Annotated in this window: 13 protein-coding genes; 8 read left to right on the top strand and 5 right to left on the bottom strand. The window is 72.1% G+C overall.

The features are described 5' to 3' along the window. The first annotated feature begins 27 nt into the window (after positions 1–27). Positions 28–1,926, top strand: coding sequence for a cellulase family glycosylhydrolase (locus OG392_RS34550; protein ID WP_329286111.1), 1,899 nt, complete (start codon positions 28–30; stop codon positions 1,924–1,926). Positions 1,927–2,031: 105 nt separating this feature from the next. On the opposite strand, the gene OG392_RS34545 is transcribed toward OG392_RS34550, so the two are convergent. Then, the gene (locus OG392_RS34545) at positions 2,032–2,256 is read right to left on the bottom strand and encodes a DUF6458 family protein (RefSeq protein WP_329286109.1); all 225 of its coding nucleotides are present in this window, start codon (positions 2,254–2,256) and stop codon (positions 2,032–2,034) included. 139 nt (positions 2,257–2,395) lie between these two features. Between OG392_RS34545 and OG392_RS34540 the strand changes: the two genes are divergently transcribed. Further along, positions 2,396–3,502: a mechanosensitive ion channel family protein gene (locus tag OG392_RS34540; RefSeq protein ID WP_329286107.1), complete on the top strand. Its 1,107-nt coding sequence runs from the start codon at positions 2,396–2,398 to the stop codon at positions 3,500–3,502. A gap of 66 nt (positions 3,503–3,568) precedes the next feature. Here the strand turns inward: OG392_RS34540 and mmsB are convergent, their stop codons facing one another. Genes mmsB through OG392_RS34520 form a run of 4 tightly spaced genes read right to left on the bottom strand, consistent with a single transcriptional unit; the run spans position 3,569 to position 8,455 of the window. Next, positions 3,569–4,789, bottom strand: a complete 1,221-nt coding sequence (mmsB, locus tag OG392_RS34535; RefSeq protein ID WP_329286105.1) for a multiple monosaccharide ABC transporter permease — start codon at positions 4,787–4,789, stop codon at positions 3,569–3,571. Then, positions 4,779–6,341 (bottom strand): multiple monosaccharide ABC transporter ATP-binding protein, encoded by a 1,563-nt coding sequence (gene mmsA, locus OG392_RS34530; RefSeq protein ID WP_329286103.1) that lies wholly within the window; start codon positions 6,339–6,341, stop codon positions 4,779–4,781. The genes mmsB and mmsA overlap by 11 nt, the downstream gene beginning before the upstream one ends. 15 nt (positions 6,342–6,356) lie before the next feature. Beyond that, positions 6,357–7,466, bottom strand: a complete 1,110-nt coding sequence (gene chvE / locus OG392_RS34525) for a multiple monosaccharide ABC transporter substrate-binding protein (RefSeq protein ID WP_329286101.1) — start codon at positions 7,464–7,466, stop codon at positions 6,357–6,359. 2 nt (positions 7,467–7,468) lie between these two features. After that, positions 7,469–8,455 carry a hypothetical protein gene (locus OG392_RS34520; protein ID WP_329286099.1) on the bottom strand — a complete coding sequence of 329 codons (987 nt, stop codon included), beginning with the start codon at positions 8,453–8,455 and terminating at the stop codon, positions 7,469–7,471. 513 nt (positions 8,456–8,968) lie between these two features. Between OG392_RS34520 and OG392_RS34515 the strand changes: the two genes are divergently transcribed. The 6 genes from OG392_RS34515 to OG392_RS34490 all read left to right on the top strand — a co-directional run bounded on the left by OG392_RS34515 (position 8,969) and on the right by OG392_RS34490 (position 17,732). Next, entirely contained in the window at positions 8,969–9,334 is a 366-nt protein-coding gene (locus OG392_RS34515) for a hypothetical protein (protein WP_329286097.1), read from the top strand. A gap of 69 nt (positions 9,335–9,403) precedes the next feature. After that, positions 9,404–9,589 (top strand): hypothetical protein, encoded by a 186-nt coding sequence (locus OG392_RS34510; protein WP_329286095.1) that lies wholly within the window; start codon positions 9,404–9,406, stop codon positions 9,587–9,589. Positions 9,590–9,603: 14 nt separating this feature from the next. Then, a complete protein-coding gene (locus OG392_RS34505; RefSeq protein ID WP_329286094.1) occupies positions 9,604–11,109 on the top strand; it encodes a SulP family inorganic anion transporter in 1,506 nt (501 codons plus the stop codon). Between the two features lie 269 nt (positions 11,110–11,378). Continuing rightward, positions 11,379–11,693 (top strand): DUF3040 domain-containing protein, encoded by a 315-nt coding sequence (locus tag OG392_RS34500; protein ID WP_329286092.1) that lies wholly within the window; start codon positions 11,379–11,381, stop codon positions 11,691–11,693. Between the two features lie 30 nt (positions 11,694–11,723). Further along, positions 11,724–13,490 (top strand): alpha/beta hydrolase, encoded by a 1,767-nt coding sequence (locus tag OG392_RS34495; protein WP_329286091.1) that lies wholly within the window; start codon positions 11,724–11,726, stop codon positions 13,488–13,490. Positions 13,491–14,549: 1,059 nt separating this feature from the next. After that, positions 14,550–17,732: a non-ribosomal peptide synthetase gene (locus OG392_RS34490; protein ID WP_329286089.1), complete on the top strand. Its 3,183-nt coding sequence runs from the start codon at positions 14,550–14,552 to the stop codon at positions 17,730–17,732. Positions 17,733–17,839: the final 107 nt, after the last annotated feature.

The following is a 17,839-nucleotide window of genomic DNA, read 5'->3' as shown; positions in this document are numbered from 1 at the left end:
CCCATCCGTCCCCCACCTAAGGCCGTCATGAAGAAGTCACTGCTGGGGGTCGCGCTCGCCGCGGCCCTCGTCGTCGCGGGGGCCCCGGCCACCGCCGCACCGGCCCGCGCGAGCGGGCCCGCCCCCTCCCCCGCCGGTTCCCTGCTCGCCGAGAGCTGGCAGCCGCCGCTCAGCACCCGCGGCCGCTACGTCGTGGACGCCGACGGCGACCGCTTCAAGCTCAAGTCCGTGAACTGGCACGGCGCCCAGGGGTCGTACAACGGCAGCGGGGACGTGAACGACCCCGCCAGTCACCACGACGCCGAGAAGTCCGACCAGGTGCCCCTGGGCCTCGACCGTGTCCCCCTCGCGACGGTCCTCGCCGACTTCCACCGGCTCGGCGCCAACAGCATCCGACTGCCGTTCTCCAACGAGATGCTGCACGACCAGCGGGTCGTGCCGGACGCCGCCGTCGCGGCCAACCCGGCCCTCAGAGGCAGGACCCCGCTCCAGGTCTTCGACGCGGTGATCGCGGCGACCACCGCGGAGGGCTTCGCGGTCATCCTCAACAACCACACCAACACCTCCCGTTGGTGCTGCGGGCTGGACGGCAACGAACGGTGGAACACGAGCCAGTCCACCGCCCAGTGGGAGGCCGACTGGCTCTTCCTCGCCAAGCGCTACAAGAACGACAAGCGCGTCGTCGGCGCCGACCTCTACAACGAGGTCCGCCGCACGGTCATGGACGACGCCAACTGGGGCTGGGGCGACGACCACGACTGGTGGGCCGCCTCCCAGCGGGTCGGCGACCGGCTGCTCACCGAGGCCAACCCCGACCTCCTGGTCATCGTCGAGGGCATCAACTGGCAGGGCATACCCACCGACCTGACCCCGCACGGGCGGCCCACCCTCGAACCGGCCCGCGAGCTGTCCCACACCCTGGTCGCCTCGGACAAGCTCGTCTACTCGGCCCACTTCTACGGCTACACCGGCCCCCGGCACACCGGCGCGACCGGCACGGGCGAGACCAGCGACTGGCGGTACCAGGAACTCCCCCGCGCGGAGCTCTTCGAGACCCTGCGGCGCCAGGCTCTCTTCGTCGCCGACGACGCCCGGCGCCACTACACCGCGCCCGTCTGGATCAGCGAGTTCGGCATCGGCGCCGACGAGACCTCTCCGCAGGGCCGGACGTGGTTCGCGAACTTCGTCGACTACCTCGTCGCGCACGACGCCGACTTCGCCTACTGGCCGGCGGTCGGCTTCACCGGCCACGGCCGGTGGAAGCTGCTGGACTACGACACCGAGGGCCGGCGCTCCGGCATCCTCGACGGCGACGACTGGCGCGCCCCGCACTGGCAGCGGCTCGTCGGCACCCCCGGCAGGTCCGGCGCCGTACCCGTCGCCGACTCCTGGAACATGCTCAGCACGGACCACACCGACTTCGTCCAGTCACTGCGCGCCCGCGGGAAGGGCGACTGGGACCGCGGCGCCCGCAAGGCGGCCTGCCCCGACGGTGAGCGGATCGTCGGTCTCTCCCACGACGGCGGGCGCGGGCTGTGCACCGACACCGGAGCCCACGGACTCGCCGCGCCCGCCGGGGCGTTCACCGTGGTGACCGACGAGCGGCACGTCACCGACGGCGACTGGGCCGGCGGCTACACCAAGTTCCAGTGCCCGGCGAACCAGTTCATGGTCGGCTACAGCCTCCGCGGCCGGGCCGTGTCCGCCGTGCTGTGCGCCGAGGCCGCCCGGGCCCTGCCGAAGACCGGCCGCACGCTCTGGTTCGACCGCGGCGACAACCGTCCCGCCGGCGCGTCCGGCGGCGAGTTCGCCCTCGGCGACTACAAGGGCCAGTGCGGCGACGGCGAGTACGCGGCCGGCGTCGCGCACAGCGGTGCCTGGGCGAGGGGCGACAAGCCCGCCGCCCTCCTCTGCCGGCCCCTGTGAGCGCCGGCCGGTCGTGATCCGGCCGCCCACGACGGAGGTGCGGCGGGTGGCCGGGGACGGGCCCGTCCCCGGCCACCCGCCGCACCGCAGGACCGGAGCCACCACTCAGCGCAGGCCCCGCCGGTCGTCCTCGGTCACCGTCGGGGCGACCGGCGGAACGACGACCCGACGGCGCCGCAGGATGCTCGTGTACACGGCGGTGCCGACGATGCCGACGGCCATGAGGATCAGCCCCACGAGATCGAGGTCGACCCCCTCGATCTGCCAGTCGGCCGCGAACGCGAGGATGGCTCCGACGGCGATCAGGATGATGCAGACTCCCAGACCCATGTGTCCTCCCTTGGGGGTCGGATGCTGTTCGCGTACCCCGGACCTCGGCTCCCACCCCCGCGTCGGCGGATGTGTTTGGCGTACTCGCAGGCGGTCAGGCGTACAGGACGTATCTGTTCGTCTCATCCCTGGGGAGCACATGGAGAGCGCAATTCGCCTGGCGATCTCCGTCGGCGGCTCGGCGCTGGCGGCCCTCGCCGTATGCCGCGTGGCGGACCTGCTGGCACGGTTCGCCGACGCGCGGCATCCGGAGACCCCCTTGTGGGGGCTGCTGCGCCGCTGCCGCACGCCGCTGTACGTCGTCGTGATGGCCGCGCTGCTGCGCTGGACCTACCCGATGGCGTCGCCGGACCGGGGACCGCTCGTCGAGCACGCGGAGGCGGTGAGCCGCTTCCTGCTGCTGTGCCTGATCGGCGGCGGAGCCTGGCTGACGGTGCGGACGGTGGCGGCCGTCGTCGAGTCCTCGTACGCGCGGTACGCCGGACGCTCACGCGACGCCGCCCGGCTCCGCCGGGTCCGTACCCAGGTCACGCTGATCATGCGGGTGGTGTCTGTCGGCGTCGGGGTGATCGCCGCCGCCGCGGCCCTCGTCACCTTCCCCTCCTTCCGGACCCTCGGCACGTCCCTGCTCGCCTCGGCCGGCATCATCGGCATCGTGGCGGGCGTGGCGGCCCAGTCGACGCTGAGCAACCTCTTCGCCGGCTTCCAGATCGCGTTCGGCGACATGGTCCGCATCGGGGACACCGTCGTCGTGGACGGCGAATGGGGTGTCGTGGAGGAGGTGACCCTCACCTTCCTGACGGTCCGGACCTGGGACGAGCGCCGTGTCACGCTGCCCGTCTCGTACTTCACCTCGCGGCCGTTCGAGAACTGGTCGCGCGGCGGCGCGGAGATGACGGGGGCGGTCTTCGTCCACTGCGACCACACGACGCCGGTCGCCCTCGCGCGGAAGCACCTGGAGGAGTTCCTCGGCACGTGCGCCACATGGGACGGGCGGGCCTGGGACCTCGCGGTCACCGACACCTCGCCGACCGGCATCACGGTACGCGCGATCGTGACCGCCAAGGACGCCGACGACCTGTGGACGACGCGGTGCGCCGTACGGGAGGAGCTGGTCGGCTGGCTCGCGCGGGAGCACCCGGGCGCCCTCCCCAAGGTCGTCACCGCTCCCGCGGCCGACGCCGCCCAGGAGGAGCCCCTTCGGTCACGCCGCGAGCACGGCCTGGCCGACAGGGCGGCCCCCTGACTCCGCGCGGCCCGCGCACCCGGGCCGCCTCCATGACACCGGGCGTCCTCAGATCGCTCCGCGGTGCTACGCGCCGGCCCGTCGCTTGTTCCACACGTCGAAACCGACCGCCGCCAGCAGGACGAGCCCCTTGATGACCTGCTGCCAGTCGGTGCCGATGCCGACGAGGTTCATGCCGTTGTTCAGCACACCGAGCACGAGACCACCGATGATCGCGCCGAGCACCGTGCCGACGCCGCCGCTCATCGACGCGCCGCCGATGAACGAGGCGGCGATGGCCTCCAGTTCGAAGTTGAGGCCGGCCTTCGGGGAGGCGGCGTTGAAGCGGGCCGCGAAGACCAGACCCGCGAGTGCCGCCAGCATGCCCATGTTGAGGAAGACCAGGAACGTGACCTTGCGGTCCCGTACGCCGGACAGCTTCGCCGCCGGCAGATTGCCGCCGATGGCGTACACATGGCGGCCGATGACCGCGTTGCGCATCAGATAGCCGAAGCCGACCAGGAGCGCCGCCAGGATCAGCAGCACCACCGGCGCGCCCTTGTAACTGGCGAGCAGCAACGTGAAGACGAGGACCGAGGCCGTGAGCGCGGCGAGCTTCACCGCGAACAGCCGGGCCGGAAGCACGTCGAGCGCGTACGCGCTCTGCCGACGCCGGTCGCGGACCTCCTGCCGGATCACCACGGCGATCAGTACGAGGCCGAGCACCAGGGTCAGGTTGTGGTAGTTCGTGGTGGGGCCGACCTCGGGCAGGAAGCCGTTGGCGAGCTTCTGCAGGCCCTCGGGGAACGGGCCGAGGGTCCGGCCCTCCAGGAAGACCTCGGTGAGGCCCCGGAAGACCAGCATGCCGGCGAGCGTGACGATGAACGACGGCATCCCCGCATAGGCGATGAGCAGACCCTGAGCGGCGCCCGCGACGGCGCCGATGGCCAGGCACAGCAGCGCCGCGACGGGCCACGGGAGATCGTGCTGGACCATCAGCACGGCCGCCACACCGCCGACGAACGCGGTGATCGAGCCGACCGACAGGTCGATGTGCCCGGCCACGATGACGATCATCATGCCGATCGCGAGGATCAGGATGTAGCTGTTCTGCAGCACCAGGTTGGACACGTTGCGCGGCAGCAGCAGGTCGCCGCCGGTCCACACCGCGAACAGCGCCACGATGACGCCGAGCGCGATGAGCATGCCGTACTGGCGCATGTTGCGACGCATGCCGTCGAGCAGCGGCCGGATGGTTCCCCCGGCCGGTCGGGCCACCGGCTTCTCGGCCGTGACGTCAGCGCTCATCGTCGTTCTCCCTCGTGTCTTCCTTGGTCATGTGGCGCATCAGCACGTCCTGGCTCGCCTCCGAACGGGGCACCTCGGCGGTGAGCCGGCCCGCGGACATGGTGTAGATCCGGTCGCACATGCCGAGCAGCTCGGGCAGTTCGGAGGAGATGACGATCACCGCCTTGCCCTCGGCCGCCAGTCGGTCGACGACCGTGTAGATCTCGTACTTGGCGCCGACGTCGATGCCGCGCGTCGGCTCGTCCAGGATCAGCACGTCCGGCCCGGCGAAGATCCACTTGCTGAGGACGACCTTCTGCTGGTTGCCGCCGGACAGCCGTCCCACCGGTTCGAAGACGGTGGGCGCCTTGATGTTCATGGAGGTACGGAACCCCTCGGCGACCCTGCGCTCCTCGTGGGCGTCGACCACGCCCCGCCGGGCGACCCGGCCGAGCGCGCCGAGCGAGATGTTCCGCCCGATGGTGTCGATGAGGTTCAGCCCGTAGTGCTTGCGGTCCTCGGTGACGTACGCGATGCCGTGGGCGACGGCCTCCGGGACGCTGCGGGTGCGGATGGCCGTACCGCCCTTGAGGACCGTGCCGCCCCCGTACCGCCCGTACGAGCGGCCGAAGACGCTCATCGCCAGCTCGGTGCGGCCCGCGCCCATGAGGCCCGCGATGCCCACGATCTCGCCGCGCCGGACCGACAGCGACACCCCGTCGACGACCTTGCGCCGCCGGTCGATGGGGTGGAACACGGTCCAGTCGCGGATCTCCAGGGCAGGGGCGGTGCCCGGGTCGCCCGCGTAGGGTGTGCGGTCGGGGAACCGGTGGTCCAGGTCCCGGCCGATCATGCCGCTGATGATGCGGTCCTCGGTGGTGGCCGGATCCGCCACGTCGAGCGTCTCGACGCTCCGGCCGTCGCGCAGGATCGTCACCCTGTCGGCGACCCGCCGGATCTCCCCCAGTTTGTGGGAGATGATGATCGAGGTGATGCCCTGCCCCTGCAAATCGGCTATCAGACCGAGGAGTTGGGTGCTGTCCTCGTCGTTGAGAGCGGCGGTGGGCTCGTCCAGGACGAGCAGCTTCACCTCCTTGGACAGCGCCTTGGCGATCTCCACCAGCTGCTGCTTGCCGACGCCGATGTCCGCGACACGGGTCTGCGGATGCTCGTCGAGGCCGACCCGGCGCATCAGCCGGGCCGCCTCCTTCAGCGTCTCGTTCCAGCTGACGATTCCGCGCGTCGCCCGCTCGTTGCCGAGAAAGATGTTCTCGGCGATGGACAGGTACGGCACGAGCGCCAGTTCCTGATGGATGATCACAATCCCGAGGCGTTCGCTCGCCCGGATGTCCCGGAAGCGGCAGACCGCTCCCTCGAAGAGGATCTCTCCCTCGTAACCGCCGTGCGCGTGGACACCGGAGAGGACCTTCATCAGGGTCGACTTGCCGGCGCCGTTCTCCCCGCAGAGCGCGTGGACCTCGCCCCGGCGGACCGTCAGCGTGACGTCCGAGAGCGCCCGGACTCCGGGGAAGGTCTTGCCGATCGCACGCATCTCCAGGACGGGTCCCGTCATGGTCGCCTCCCCCGGTTACTTCAGGTCCGCGGCGGTGTAGTAGCCGCCTCCGACCAGGACCTGCTCGTAGTTGGCCTTGTCGACGCTCACCGGCTGGAGCAGGTAGGCGGGGACGACCTTGCTGCCGTTGTCGTAGGTCTTCTCGTCGTTGACCTCCGGCTTCTTGTCGTGCAGCACCGCGTCGATCATGTTCCCGGCGACCTTCGCGAGCTCCCGGGTGTCCTTGTAGACGGTCTGGGTCTGCTCGCTCGCGATGATCGACTTCACCGAGGCGAGTTCGGCGTCCTGGCCGGTGACCACCGGCAGCGGCTTCGACTTCGAGCCGTAGTCGTCGGACTTGAGCGCGGACAGGATGCCGATCGAGATGCCGTCGTAGGGGGAGAGCACCGCGTCGACCCGCTCGGTCTTGTAGGCGGAGGTCAGGATGTCGTCCATCCGTCGCTGCGCCTGGCCGCCGTCCCACCGCAGGGTGGTCACCTGGTTGAGGGCGGTCTGGCCGGATCCGACGACCAGCCGCTTCGTGTCGATGTACGGCTTGAGCACGCTCATGGCACCGTCGAAGAAGTACTTGGTGTTGTTGTCGTCGTTGGACCCGGCGAACAGCTCGATGCGGAACGGGCCCTTCTTCGAGCCGTCCTCCAGGCCGAGCCTCTCGACGATGTACGTGGCCTGGAGCTCTCCGACCTTCGTGTTGTCGAAGGAGGCGTAGTAGTCGACGTTCTTCGAGCCGAGGATCAGCCGGTCGTAGGCGATGACCGGGATGCCCGCGTCGGCGGCCTGCTGGAGCACGTTGTTCAGGGACTTGTTGTCGATCGCGGCGACGACGAGTGCCTTCACGCCCTGCGTGATCAGGTTCTCGATCTGGGCGACCTGCTGGTCCGGATCGTCCTCGCCGAAGACGAGCTTGGTCCGGTACCCCTTCGCCTCCAGGTTCTTGACGACGTTCCTGCCGTCGGCGATCCACCGCTCGGAGGACTGGGTCGGCATGGCGATGCCGATGGTGGCGCCCTCGGCGCCGCCCGAGTCGTCCTTGCCGCCGCCCTCCGCGTTCTGCCCGCAGGCGGTGAGCACGAGGGAGGCGGTCACGGCCAGGGCGCCGATCACGGCGGCGCTGCGGTTGCTCATGGTCATCGGTCCTCGTTCTTCTCGTCGTCGAGATCGAAGCGATTCAGGGGCCCCGGCAGCCGGGAGCCGAGCGGCGCCATCGCGCCGTCCGCGCCGTGCCGGGCGAGCAGGTCCAGGGCGAGGCGGCCGCGCCGCACCCGCTCCCTGGCGGTGTCCAGGGCGAGGGTCCGCAGATGGTGGCCGTACGGGTAGATCCCGGGAGCCCTGGACAGGCCGAACTTCAGGTAGAGCGGCGCGCCGCGCCGGATCAGCTCGGCGAGCTCGTACATCCGCACGGAGCCGCCGAGGTCGTCGGGCGCCTCGATGTACAGGTCCATGGGGGCCGCGGAAACCCGCCGGATGCCGGTGAGATGATCCGGCGTCAGGTCGCTCGGGACATTGATCGAGTCGGCGCCGAGCCCTTCGTACACCGCGTACGAGGCGGGGTTGACCGGGCCGATCAGCGCGGAGACCTTGAGCGTGGTGTCCGCCGGGAGGAGACCCTTGAGGCGCGCCCGGTGCAGGGTCCACAGCACGCCCTCGTCGGCGACGAGCAGGCATCTCACGCCGAGTTCGGTGGCGCGGACGGCGTCCTCGACGCACCCGGCGACGGCGTCGTGGCCCCGTGCGCGGGGTCCGGCCCCACGTGAGTCGGTGCGCACCGAGCCGCCGATGTCCCAGGTGCCGCGCGGGCCGGTGAACAGGCAGAGTTCGACGGCGCGTTCGGCGGTGGCGGCGACCATCTCGGCGATCTCCGCGTCGGTCAGCATCCACACGCCGCTGCCCTGGCTGATCCGGTGCACCGGGACGTCGAGCCGCTCGGCCTCCGCCAGGACGACGGCCAGCGCCTCGGGGCCCTCGCAGGACGGGATCTCGGTGCGCCAGCGGCCACCGCCGGGGAAGGTGTGCGGGGAGGAGTCGGCGGGCGCGGGGGCGGGCGCCCCCAGGCCGAGCACGGCGAGCGCGTGCTCGGCGGGCCGGCGGGAGGGCGGGGAGGAGTCGTCGGTCACAGACCGTCCTTCACGTTCGAGATTTCGGACATGGTTCGAGATCGCAGGCATGGATATCCGTGGCCTTCCGGCCGCGCGAACGGCGCGAAGGTCAGGCGGCGGACGATCCGGCCGACGCGTCCGCGCCCTTCGGATGGAAGAGACGCGCGCCGATAACCGTGATCCGCACAGCACTTGCCCCTTGCCGTTCGTTCGATATTTCGTCAGGCGTTCGAAATTCTGGCGCGACAGTAGGGAGGCCGCACGAGGCACGTCAAGGGGTCGCGCAACCCTCCGGACGACGCGGAGAACGCGCCGACGGCGAGGGCCGACCTGACCGACTCCGGGAGCGCACAGCGCTCCGACGCTGCCGTTCGCGTCAACATCAGGCCGATTCCATTCGAAAACGCTCGCACAGCACCGATGTCGCAGGGTGCTGTCCACCGGGGCGCATTACCCTTCGTTGACCCGCCCTTGGGCTTGCTTTGGTGAATTCCGATGAGGGTGTGACCAGCGGGAGGAGCGTTGTCGTCGATGTCCGTCCGTACCTCCGCCGCCCTGCGCGTGACGCTCCTCCTCCTCGCCCTCGTCTGCGGCACCTTCGTCCTGCCCGCCCCCTCCGGTCCCTCGCCCCTGGCCGAACAGTCCCGTGCCCAGCAGGCCGCGGCGCCCGCGTTCGCGGACGCCGGGGACGGCAAGGCCGACGCGTCCCAAGGGTCCGTCCTCCACCGTGACCGTCGGCGGTCCGGCACCGCGGCCGCGGGCCCTCCCGGTCCGCCACCGCTCGTCACGCGTACCGCACACCTCACGGACCGGCCGGCCGGCCGCGCCGGGGGCCCGGCCCGGACGAGACCGTTCGCCCGTCACGACTCCTCCGCCCTCCAGGTGTTCCTCTGCTGACAGGCGGCCTCACCACGCGCCGACCTGTCAGCCCGACGCGCCCCCGCGGCGCGCCAGGAGGAAACATTCATGCAGCCCCTCATCGACCATGCCCCCCTGCTCCGCGCACGCTCCTCCGCCCGCGTCGGACGGAGCCCGGCGGACGGCCTCCTCCCACCGCACGACAGCCACGGCCCCCGCGGCCGGGACCACGAGGTGCCCCCCGGCGCCGTCCTGGAGTGCCGCTCCGGGGCAGACGCCTTCGAGACGCCGTGACGGGGGACGTCCGGATGCCGCGCTCCTTCCCCTTCCTCCGCCAGGACTTCGCCGCCTCGCTCGTCGTCTTCCTCGTCGCCCTCCCCCTCTGCATCGGCGTCGCCGTCGCCTCCGGCGTCCCCGCCGAACTGGGTCTCATCACCGGCATCGTCGGCGGCATCGTCACCGGCCTGATGCGGGGCAGCAGCCTCCAGGTCTCCGGTCCCGCCGCCGGCCTCACCGTGCTCGTCCTCGAGACGGTCCGTACCTTCGGTCTCCCCGCGCTCGGAGTCGTCGCGCTGGCGGCCGGCCTGCTGCAGATCGCCATGGGCCTCCTCCGCTGGGGCCGCTGGTTCCGCGCGATCTCCCTCTCCGTCGTCGAGGGCATGCTCGCGGGCATCGGCCTGGTCATCATCGCCGGGCAGCTCTATGCGGCGGCGGGGATTCCCGCCCCCGACTCCGGCCTCGACAAACTCACCGGCCTGCCGGGGGCCCTGGTCGACGTCCTGGGCAGCCGTACGGCCCTGGTGTCGCTCGCCGTGGGGACCGGGACCGTCGTCCTCATCGTCGCCTGGCGCCGGATGCCGCGCCGGGCCCGAGCGGTACCCGGTGCCCTGGTGGCGGTTCTCCTGGCCTCCCTCGCGACCGCGCTGTTCGACCTTCCGGTGGGGACCGTGCGGGTGAGCGGCGTCCTGGAAGCCGTCCACCTGCCGGGGTCCGACGCCCTCTCCTCCCTCGCCGATCCCGCCCTCCTCGGCACGGTGCTCGCCTTCGCCCTGATCGCCTCCGCCGAGTCGCTGTTCAGCGCGGCGGCGGTCGACCGGCTGCACACCGGAGCGCGGACGGACTACGACAAGGAACTCGTCGCACAAGGCGCGGGCAACACCTTGTGCGGCCTGCTCGGAGCGCTGCCGCTCACGGCGGTCATCGTGCGCAGCTCGGCGAACGTCGAGGCGGGCGCCCGGACGAAGGCGTCCCGGGTCCTCCACGGTGTCTGGCTGCTGCTCTTCGTCGCGCTGCTGCCCGCCGTCCTCGCGTACATCCCGCTGGCCGCCCTGGCCGGGATCCTCGTGCACGCCGGCTGGAAGCTCATCCCGTTCAAGGGCGTACGGACACTCTGGCGCCGTCACCGGGGCGAGGCCTTCGTCCTGCTGGCGACGGCGACGTCCATCGTCGCGGTCGGCATGTTCGAGGGTGTGCTGATCGGCCTCGTCCTGTCGGTCGCGAAAGCCGCCTGGGAGGCCTCGCACCTGCGGATCGAGCACAGTGACGACGGACGTGACGCGGTCCGCGTACGGCTCCACGGGACGATCACGTTCCTGAGGCTGCCGCAGATACTCGACAGCCTGGAGGCCCTCCCCGGCGACCGCCGGGTGGTCCTGGACCTCACCGGGGTCCACCACCTCGACCACGCCTGCAGGGCGGCGCTCGAGACATGGGCCGAACGCCACAGCGGCGCGGACGCCGAGGCCGTCCGCGCCGACACCGCCCCGGACCGCCGCGCGGACCCGGCCGCGGACCCGGTACGCGCCCCGCGCTGAGGGCCGGAGGCGAAAGGGGGGCGACGCACGCGGCGTCGCCCCTTCTGGCGCTCCGCGGCCAGGGGCGCCGGGCGCGGGGTACGGGGGCGCGGAGGGTCCTGGGTACGGAGGTCCGACGGCCCAGGAGGCCTCCGGGTGCGCAAGCCTCCGCTGCGCCGCCCCTCGCCCCGGAGGCCCCCCGGGGCTTATGCGGTCACAATGGAACGCGGGCGCGATCGAGGGAACGTCCGAGCCTCGACTCCGCCCCGCGTGGTACCGAGGAGGTCGCCATGAGTCACTCCACGGACGACCGGCGTGTGCTCGCCGAGATCGAGCAGCGCCTCGCGCGCGACGATCCACAGCTCTTTGCTCTCTTCGCCACGCTGATCCAGCGGTTCCCGCCCGTACCGGAAGAGTCCCGCCCGTCGTCCGGCCGTAGGGGCAGACGAAATCTCCGCAGGCCGGCCGCCATCCTCTTCGCGCTGATCGCGGTGCTCGGCCTGATCCTCACCGCGCTCCTGAGCGCCCAGCCGTCCCCGCCGCCCGGTGAGGACACCCGACCGGGCACCCACTCCGGCGCCCTCCTGAATCCGCCGGCACGGTGACCGCGCCGGATCGTCTCCCGGACGGCACCGATGGCTCCTGAGGTGGAGAGGCCCGCGCCGGACGACGTCCCGGGCCCGGAGGACGCGAAAGAGGAGACCGCGAGAACTGAGGGATCCGACAGCGGCTCCGACGCCGCCCAGCCGGTCACGGGCCGTGGGAGGCGCCGTCCGCGTCTCCGTCTCACGCTCCCCGGCTGCTGGGGTGCGCTCCTCCTCGCCTGCCTCTCCTTCACCCCGTCGCTGCTGCCTCGCGGCGGGGTGCTCCAAGGGCTGATCTGCGGCATCAGCGCGGCCATCGGCTACGGGCTCGGTGTGGTCGCGGCCTCTGTGTGGCGCGCGTTCGCCGACCGCGAGGAGGCACGAGAGGCCTCGCGCGGGTCGTGGCAGGTCTTCGTCGTCTGCGCGATCGTGCTGTACGCCCTGTCGTTCGGGCTCGGCCAGTACTGGCAGCACGAGATCCGCTCGCTCATGGGGGTCACCGAGCACGACATCCTGACCACCGTCGTCTCCCCGCTCGTGGCCGTACTCGTCTTCTGGCTCCTGCTGCTCGCCGGCCGGGGGCTGCGCCGCCTGTACCGGTGGTGCGCCCGTCTCCTCCGCCGCTGGATCGGGCCGCGCGCGGCCCGGGTCGTCGGCTGGCTCGTGGTGGCGGGCCTGTCCTGGTCGGTCGTCAGCGGCGTCCTGCTGGCCGGGTTCGTGAACGGAGCCAACGAGGCGTTCTCGGTGCGTGACAACGAGACGCCGGAGGGTGTGCACCAGCCCACGTCCGCCCTGCGCTCCGGCGGGCCGGGATCGCTGGTGCCGTGGGACACCCTGGGCAGGGAGGGCCGGGTCTTCACCGGCAGCGGTCCGTCGGCCACGGACATCGGCGCGTTCACCCACCGCCCGGCGCGGGAGCCGGTACGGGCCTACGCCGGACTCGCGACCTCCGACGACGCGGAGACCCGCGCCGAGCGGGCCGTCGCGGACCTCCTGCGGGCGGGCGGCTTCGAGCGCGCCAACCTGCTCGTCATGACGACCACGGGTAGCGGCTGGGTCGACCCCGCCGCCGTGGACTCCTTCGAGTACCTCGGCGACGGCGACTCGGCCACCGTGGCGATGCAGTACTCGTACCTGCCGTCGTGGCTCTCCTACCTCGTGGACCAGTCCAAGGCGCGCGAGGCCGGCCGGGAGCTCTTCGACTCCGTCTACGACGTCTGGTCCAAGCTGCCGCAGGACCGGCGCCCACGGCTGTTCGTCGCCGGCGAGAGCCTGGGGTCGTTCGGCGGCGAGGCGGCGTTCAGCGGCGAGTACGATCTGCGCAACCGCACCGCCGGCACCCTGTTCGCCGGCCCGCCGAACTTCAACACCCTGTTCCGCGAGTTCAGTGACCACCGCGACGCGGGAAGCCCGGAGATCGACCCCGTCTACAAGCAGGGCCGGACCGTGCGGTTCACGGACGACCCGACCACCGGGATCGCTCCGGAGGACGCCCCGTGGAACGGCACGCGGGTGCTGTACCTCGTCCACCCGTCCGATCCGATCGTCTGGTGGAGCCCGGATCTGGCGCTCTCCGAGCCCGACTGGATCGGCGAGGCCCCCGGCGGCGACGTGCTCGAAGGGATGGTCTGGATCCCCTTCGTCACCTTCTGGCAGGTCACGGCGGACCTGCCGTTCTCCACGGGGGTGCCGGACGGCCACGGTCACACGTACAAGGCCGCGTACGTCGACGGCTGGAACGCCGTGATGCGGCCTTCGGGCTTCACGCCGCAGGACCTGGAGCGGCTGCGCACGGTCATCCAGCCTCCGCCGCACTGACCCGGCCCTCGGGGCTTCCGCGGCCCACGTCCGACGCCCGGCCGCCTCGTCCCGCGGGCGCGCTCACCGCAGCAGGTAGCCGACGACATAACCGAACGCGTTGACCGCTGCGGGACGCCCTCGTACCGGGGGTCGCTCGGGTTCGTCCGGATCGCCGCAGGGCACTGGAGTGGTCCCGTCCTCGGCTGTCTCACCAGCGGGTCGTCCTGCCCCTCCGTCGATCCACGCTACCCGTCACCCGTGCCGTGCGCCCGGCACGGGAGGGGCGCACGGGGTGGGCGACGCCCGCGCCGGGAGCACCGTACAGAGCATCGCGGGGCAGACGGGAGTTTGACGACAGGCCCTAGGAGCGGTCGCGCCTGAGCGAGTCCCTGACGCCTTCCGCACGGCGTCGCACGCTCGTCGGCCGGCGTCGGATCTTGACCTTCGCCTGGTCCGTCCTGCCCTGTACACCGACGGCTCTCCCGGAACCCGCCGCGCGGCTCCGGACGCCCCTTCCACCTGCCCTTCGATCCCTTGATCGACGACAAGCGGAGCGAGGCCGACCACGTCCCCCGCCACCATGCCCCGCACTCGCCCCCGGCAGCCGGAAGACGGCAGGGGCGAAGGTCGGAGCGTGGCTCATCCACCCCTGGAAGAAGAACTGTTGACGGACAGTCAGGGCCGATCATACACACGGATGTTTAGGGGCACGTCGGTAGAACTCGGCGTGGACATGGAGGCTGATTCCGGGCAGCGGACGGCTCTTGACGGTGCTTTCGCGTTGTGCGAATCTCTCGACAGGTCTGGACCAATGGTCTTCATCGGGCGGGGCCGGAGATACCAGACGCCTCGGGGCATCCTGGCGTGTCCGGTGGTCCTGACCGCTCACGGCCGTCGACCGGTCCCCGGGGGGTGGACCTACGTCGCACGTCGGCCGGTGCCGTCACCGAACCAGGCCGCCCCGGACGCCGTCGGCGTCCTGGGCGGCGATACGCGGTAGCCCGTGCCCCATGCCGCGTCCGTACGTTCCCCCGCGCCGCTCCTCCACTCCGCTCCGACGTCCTAAGTGAGCCGCAGATGTCCGAAGCCCTCTCCCTGACCGACAGTATTCCGGCCTCCCCGGCTCAACAGGGGGTCTGGCTGACCGATCGGCTGGGACTGGCCCGCGAGGCGTTCCACATGCCTGTGCGGATCTCCTTCGACCTGATCGACACCGCGGCACTGGGCCGCGCCGTGGACGCCCTGACGAGACGTCATCCGGCCCTGGCCGCACGCCTGGTGGAGCGTGACGGCCAGGTCCGGCAGGAACCCGCCGTGCGGCGACCCGCACTGGTGACGCTCGAAGCGCCCGCGGACGAGGCCGACTTGGAGAAACGGCTGGAGGAGGACACCGCTCGTCCCTTCGCCCTGGAGGACGGCCCCCTCAGCCGCTTCACCCTGTACCGCCGCGCCGACGGGAGCGCCGAACTGCTGTTCACCGCGCACCACTCCGTCTTCGACGGCCATTCCAAGGACGTCCTGACCCGGGACCTCGCGACCGCGTACGCCTCCGCACCCCTGCCCGCCCCCGCCGCAGCGGCCGGGCCGACCGCGGATCCGGACACCGTGCGGCGGGCCGCCGAGTGGTACGGGCCGCGCTGGGCCGCCGCCACCGAACCGGTCCTGCCCGGCGCGCCGCGCACCCCGACCGCCGCCGGAGCCGGTGACGCGATCGAGTGGCGTGCCGGCGGGGCAGAGGTCCGCAAGCTGGCCGCCGCGGCGGCACGGGGCGGCACCACGGTCTTCGAGTTCCTGCTCGCAACCCTCCACGGACTGTTGCGCCGCTACGGAGGCGAAGCGGTGCCGGTGTCCGTGCCCTTCTCCACCCGGACTCCCGAACTGGCCGACGAGATAGGGATGTTCGTCAACGAGTTGCCCGTCCACGCACCTGCCGTCGAGGGGTCGCCGACCTTCGCCGCCTTCGCCTCCGCCGTCAGGGCCGAACTCCGGGCCGGATATCCGTACCGCGGCGTGCCGTTCGGCACCGCCGTCGCCGGGCTGGGTCCCCGCGTCGGCCTGGCCCCGGTCTCGCTCGGCTACCGTCGGCGCGGTCCGGACCCGGAGTTCGCGGGCACCGGTGCCCGGATCGACTGGTCCGTGTTCAACCGCACCGCCCGCAACACCCTCCACCTCCAGATCGTCGAGACCCCCGACACCGCCGACACCCCGGGCGGTGGCATCGACTTCAGCCTCCAGTACGACCCGGCCGTGCTCGCCCCGGACGCCGCCCGCCGGATCGCCCGCCACTACAGCACCCTGCTCGCCGGCGCGGTCGCCTCGCCCGCCGCGCCGCTGCTCGACCTGCCCCTTCTGGACGCCGCGGAACTCCGTTCCGTCACGACCGCTCCGAACGCCACCGACCGGCCCTACCCGGCCGACCGGACCGTGCTCGACCTGGTCCGCGCCCAGGCCGCCGCCACCCCCGAGGCGATCGCGGTCAGCGCCGTCGACCGCCGCCTCAGCTATCGTGAACTGCTCCTCCGTACAGATCAGTTGGCCGCAGCACTACGCGCCGAAGGCGTGCGGCCCGGCGACCTGGTCGCCCTCCATCTGAACCGCACCGCCGACCTGCCCGCCGCACTGCTCGCCACCCTCTCCACCGGCGCCGCCTACCTTCCGCTGGATCCCGGCTACCCTGCCGAACGCCTCGCGCTCGTCCTGCGCGATTCCGGAGCCGTCCTGGTGCTCGCCGACCGCGAGCCCGCGCCCCTGGTCGCCGATGCCGCCCCCGCGGTCCTGCGGCTCCCGGTGCCGTCGGCGGAGGCCGGCGACGGCCCATCGAGGCGGCGGCCCGCGCGCCAAGCCCCGGACGAGACCGCCCCCGACGCCTCCCCCGGTCCGGACGACGTGGCCTACGTCCTCTACACCTCCGGCTCCACGGGCCGCCCCAAGGGTGTCGCGGTCGGCCACCGGGCCCTGGTCAACCTGCTCACCTCCTTCGCCGGCCTGCTCGACTCCGGCCCCCGGCACGCCTGGCTCGGCCTGACCTCGCTCTCGTTCGACATCTCCGCCCTCGAGCTCTACCTGCCGCTGATCACCGGTGGCCGCCTGGTCCTGGCCCCCGACGGCCTCGCCGTGGACGGCCCCGGGCTGCTCGCGCTCATCGGCGGCGAGGGCGTCACCCATGTCCAGGCGACCCCGTCCGGATGGCGGGTCATGCTCACGGCGGGAGCCGGTGCCGAGGCACTCGGCACCGTCACGGGCCTGGCCGGCGGGGAGTCGCTGCCCCTCCCGCTCGCCCGCGATCTGCGCGCGCGGACCGCCCGGCTGTTCAATGTGTACGGGCCCACCGAGACCACCATCTGGTCCACCTGCGCCGAGATACCCGCCGAGCCCGAACGCGTCGGGATCGGCCGCCCGATCGCCAACACCCAGACCTACGTCGTCGACGCACAGCTGCGTCCCACGCCGCTCGGCATCCCCGGAGAGCTGCTGATCGGCGGCGACGGTGTCGCCCACGGCTACCTCGGCCGACCCGAACTCACCGCCGAACGCTTCGTGCCGAACCCGTTCGGCCCGCCCGGCACCCTGCTCTACCGCACCGGGGACCAGGCCGTCCGGACGCCCGACGGCGCACTCGACTTCCTCGGCCGGATCGACGACCAGGTCAAGATCCGCGGCCACCGGATCGAACTCGGCGAGATCGAGTCCGCGCTGCTCGACCACCCCGACATCGCCGAGGCCGCCGTCGCCGTGCGCACCGAGGAGGACGGTGAGCCCTTCCTGACCGGCTACCTGGTCCCGGCCACCGGTGCCCGGTCCCCCTCCCCCGCGGAACTGCGCGACCACCTGACGCGTACGCTGCCGGCCGCGATGGCGCCGCAGCGCTGGCTCACGATGGAACGTCTGCCGCTCACCCCGAACGGCAAGCTGGACCGGCGGGCCCTGCCCGTCCCGGCACGCGAGGTCCCGGCGCCACAGGCCACCGGCACGGCCGCCGCCCTCGACACAGCGAAGTCCGCGGACTCCGCCGACTCCACCGACTCGGCGGACTCCGCGGACGAGACCACCGCGACGGTCCGCGGGATCTGGGCCGAGGTACTGGGCCTGCCCGATGTCGGCCCCGAGGACGACCTGTTCGACCTCGGTGGGCACTCCCTGACGGTGGTGCAGATCGCCGCCCGGATCCGCGACGCACTCGGCGTGGACGTGGACTTCGACATCTTCTTCGACGTCCCGACCCCGTCGGGCATCGCCGCCGCCGTCCGCGCGCTCCGGTAGGCGCCGCACCCGCCCCACCGCGAGCCCGGCGTCGCCCCACCGCACGCCCGGCACCCCCCGATCACGCACTGCGGGGCCCGATCCGGCCTCCGCCGATCGCGCACAGC

This window comes from Streptomyces sp. NBC_00691 (assembly GCF_036226665.1).
Classification (GTDB): Bacteria; Actinomycetota; Actinomycetes; order Streptomycetales; family Streptomycetaceae; genus Streptomyces.
Note: the sequence above shows the minus strand (reverse complement) of the source record. Positions and strands in the feature narration are given on the sequence as shown.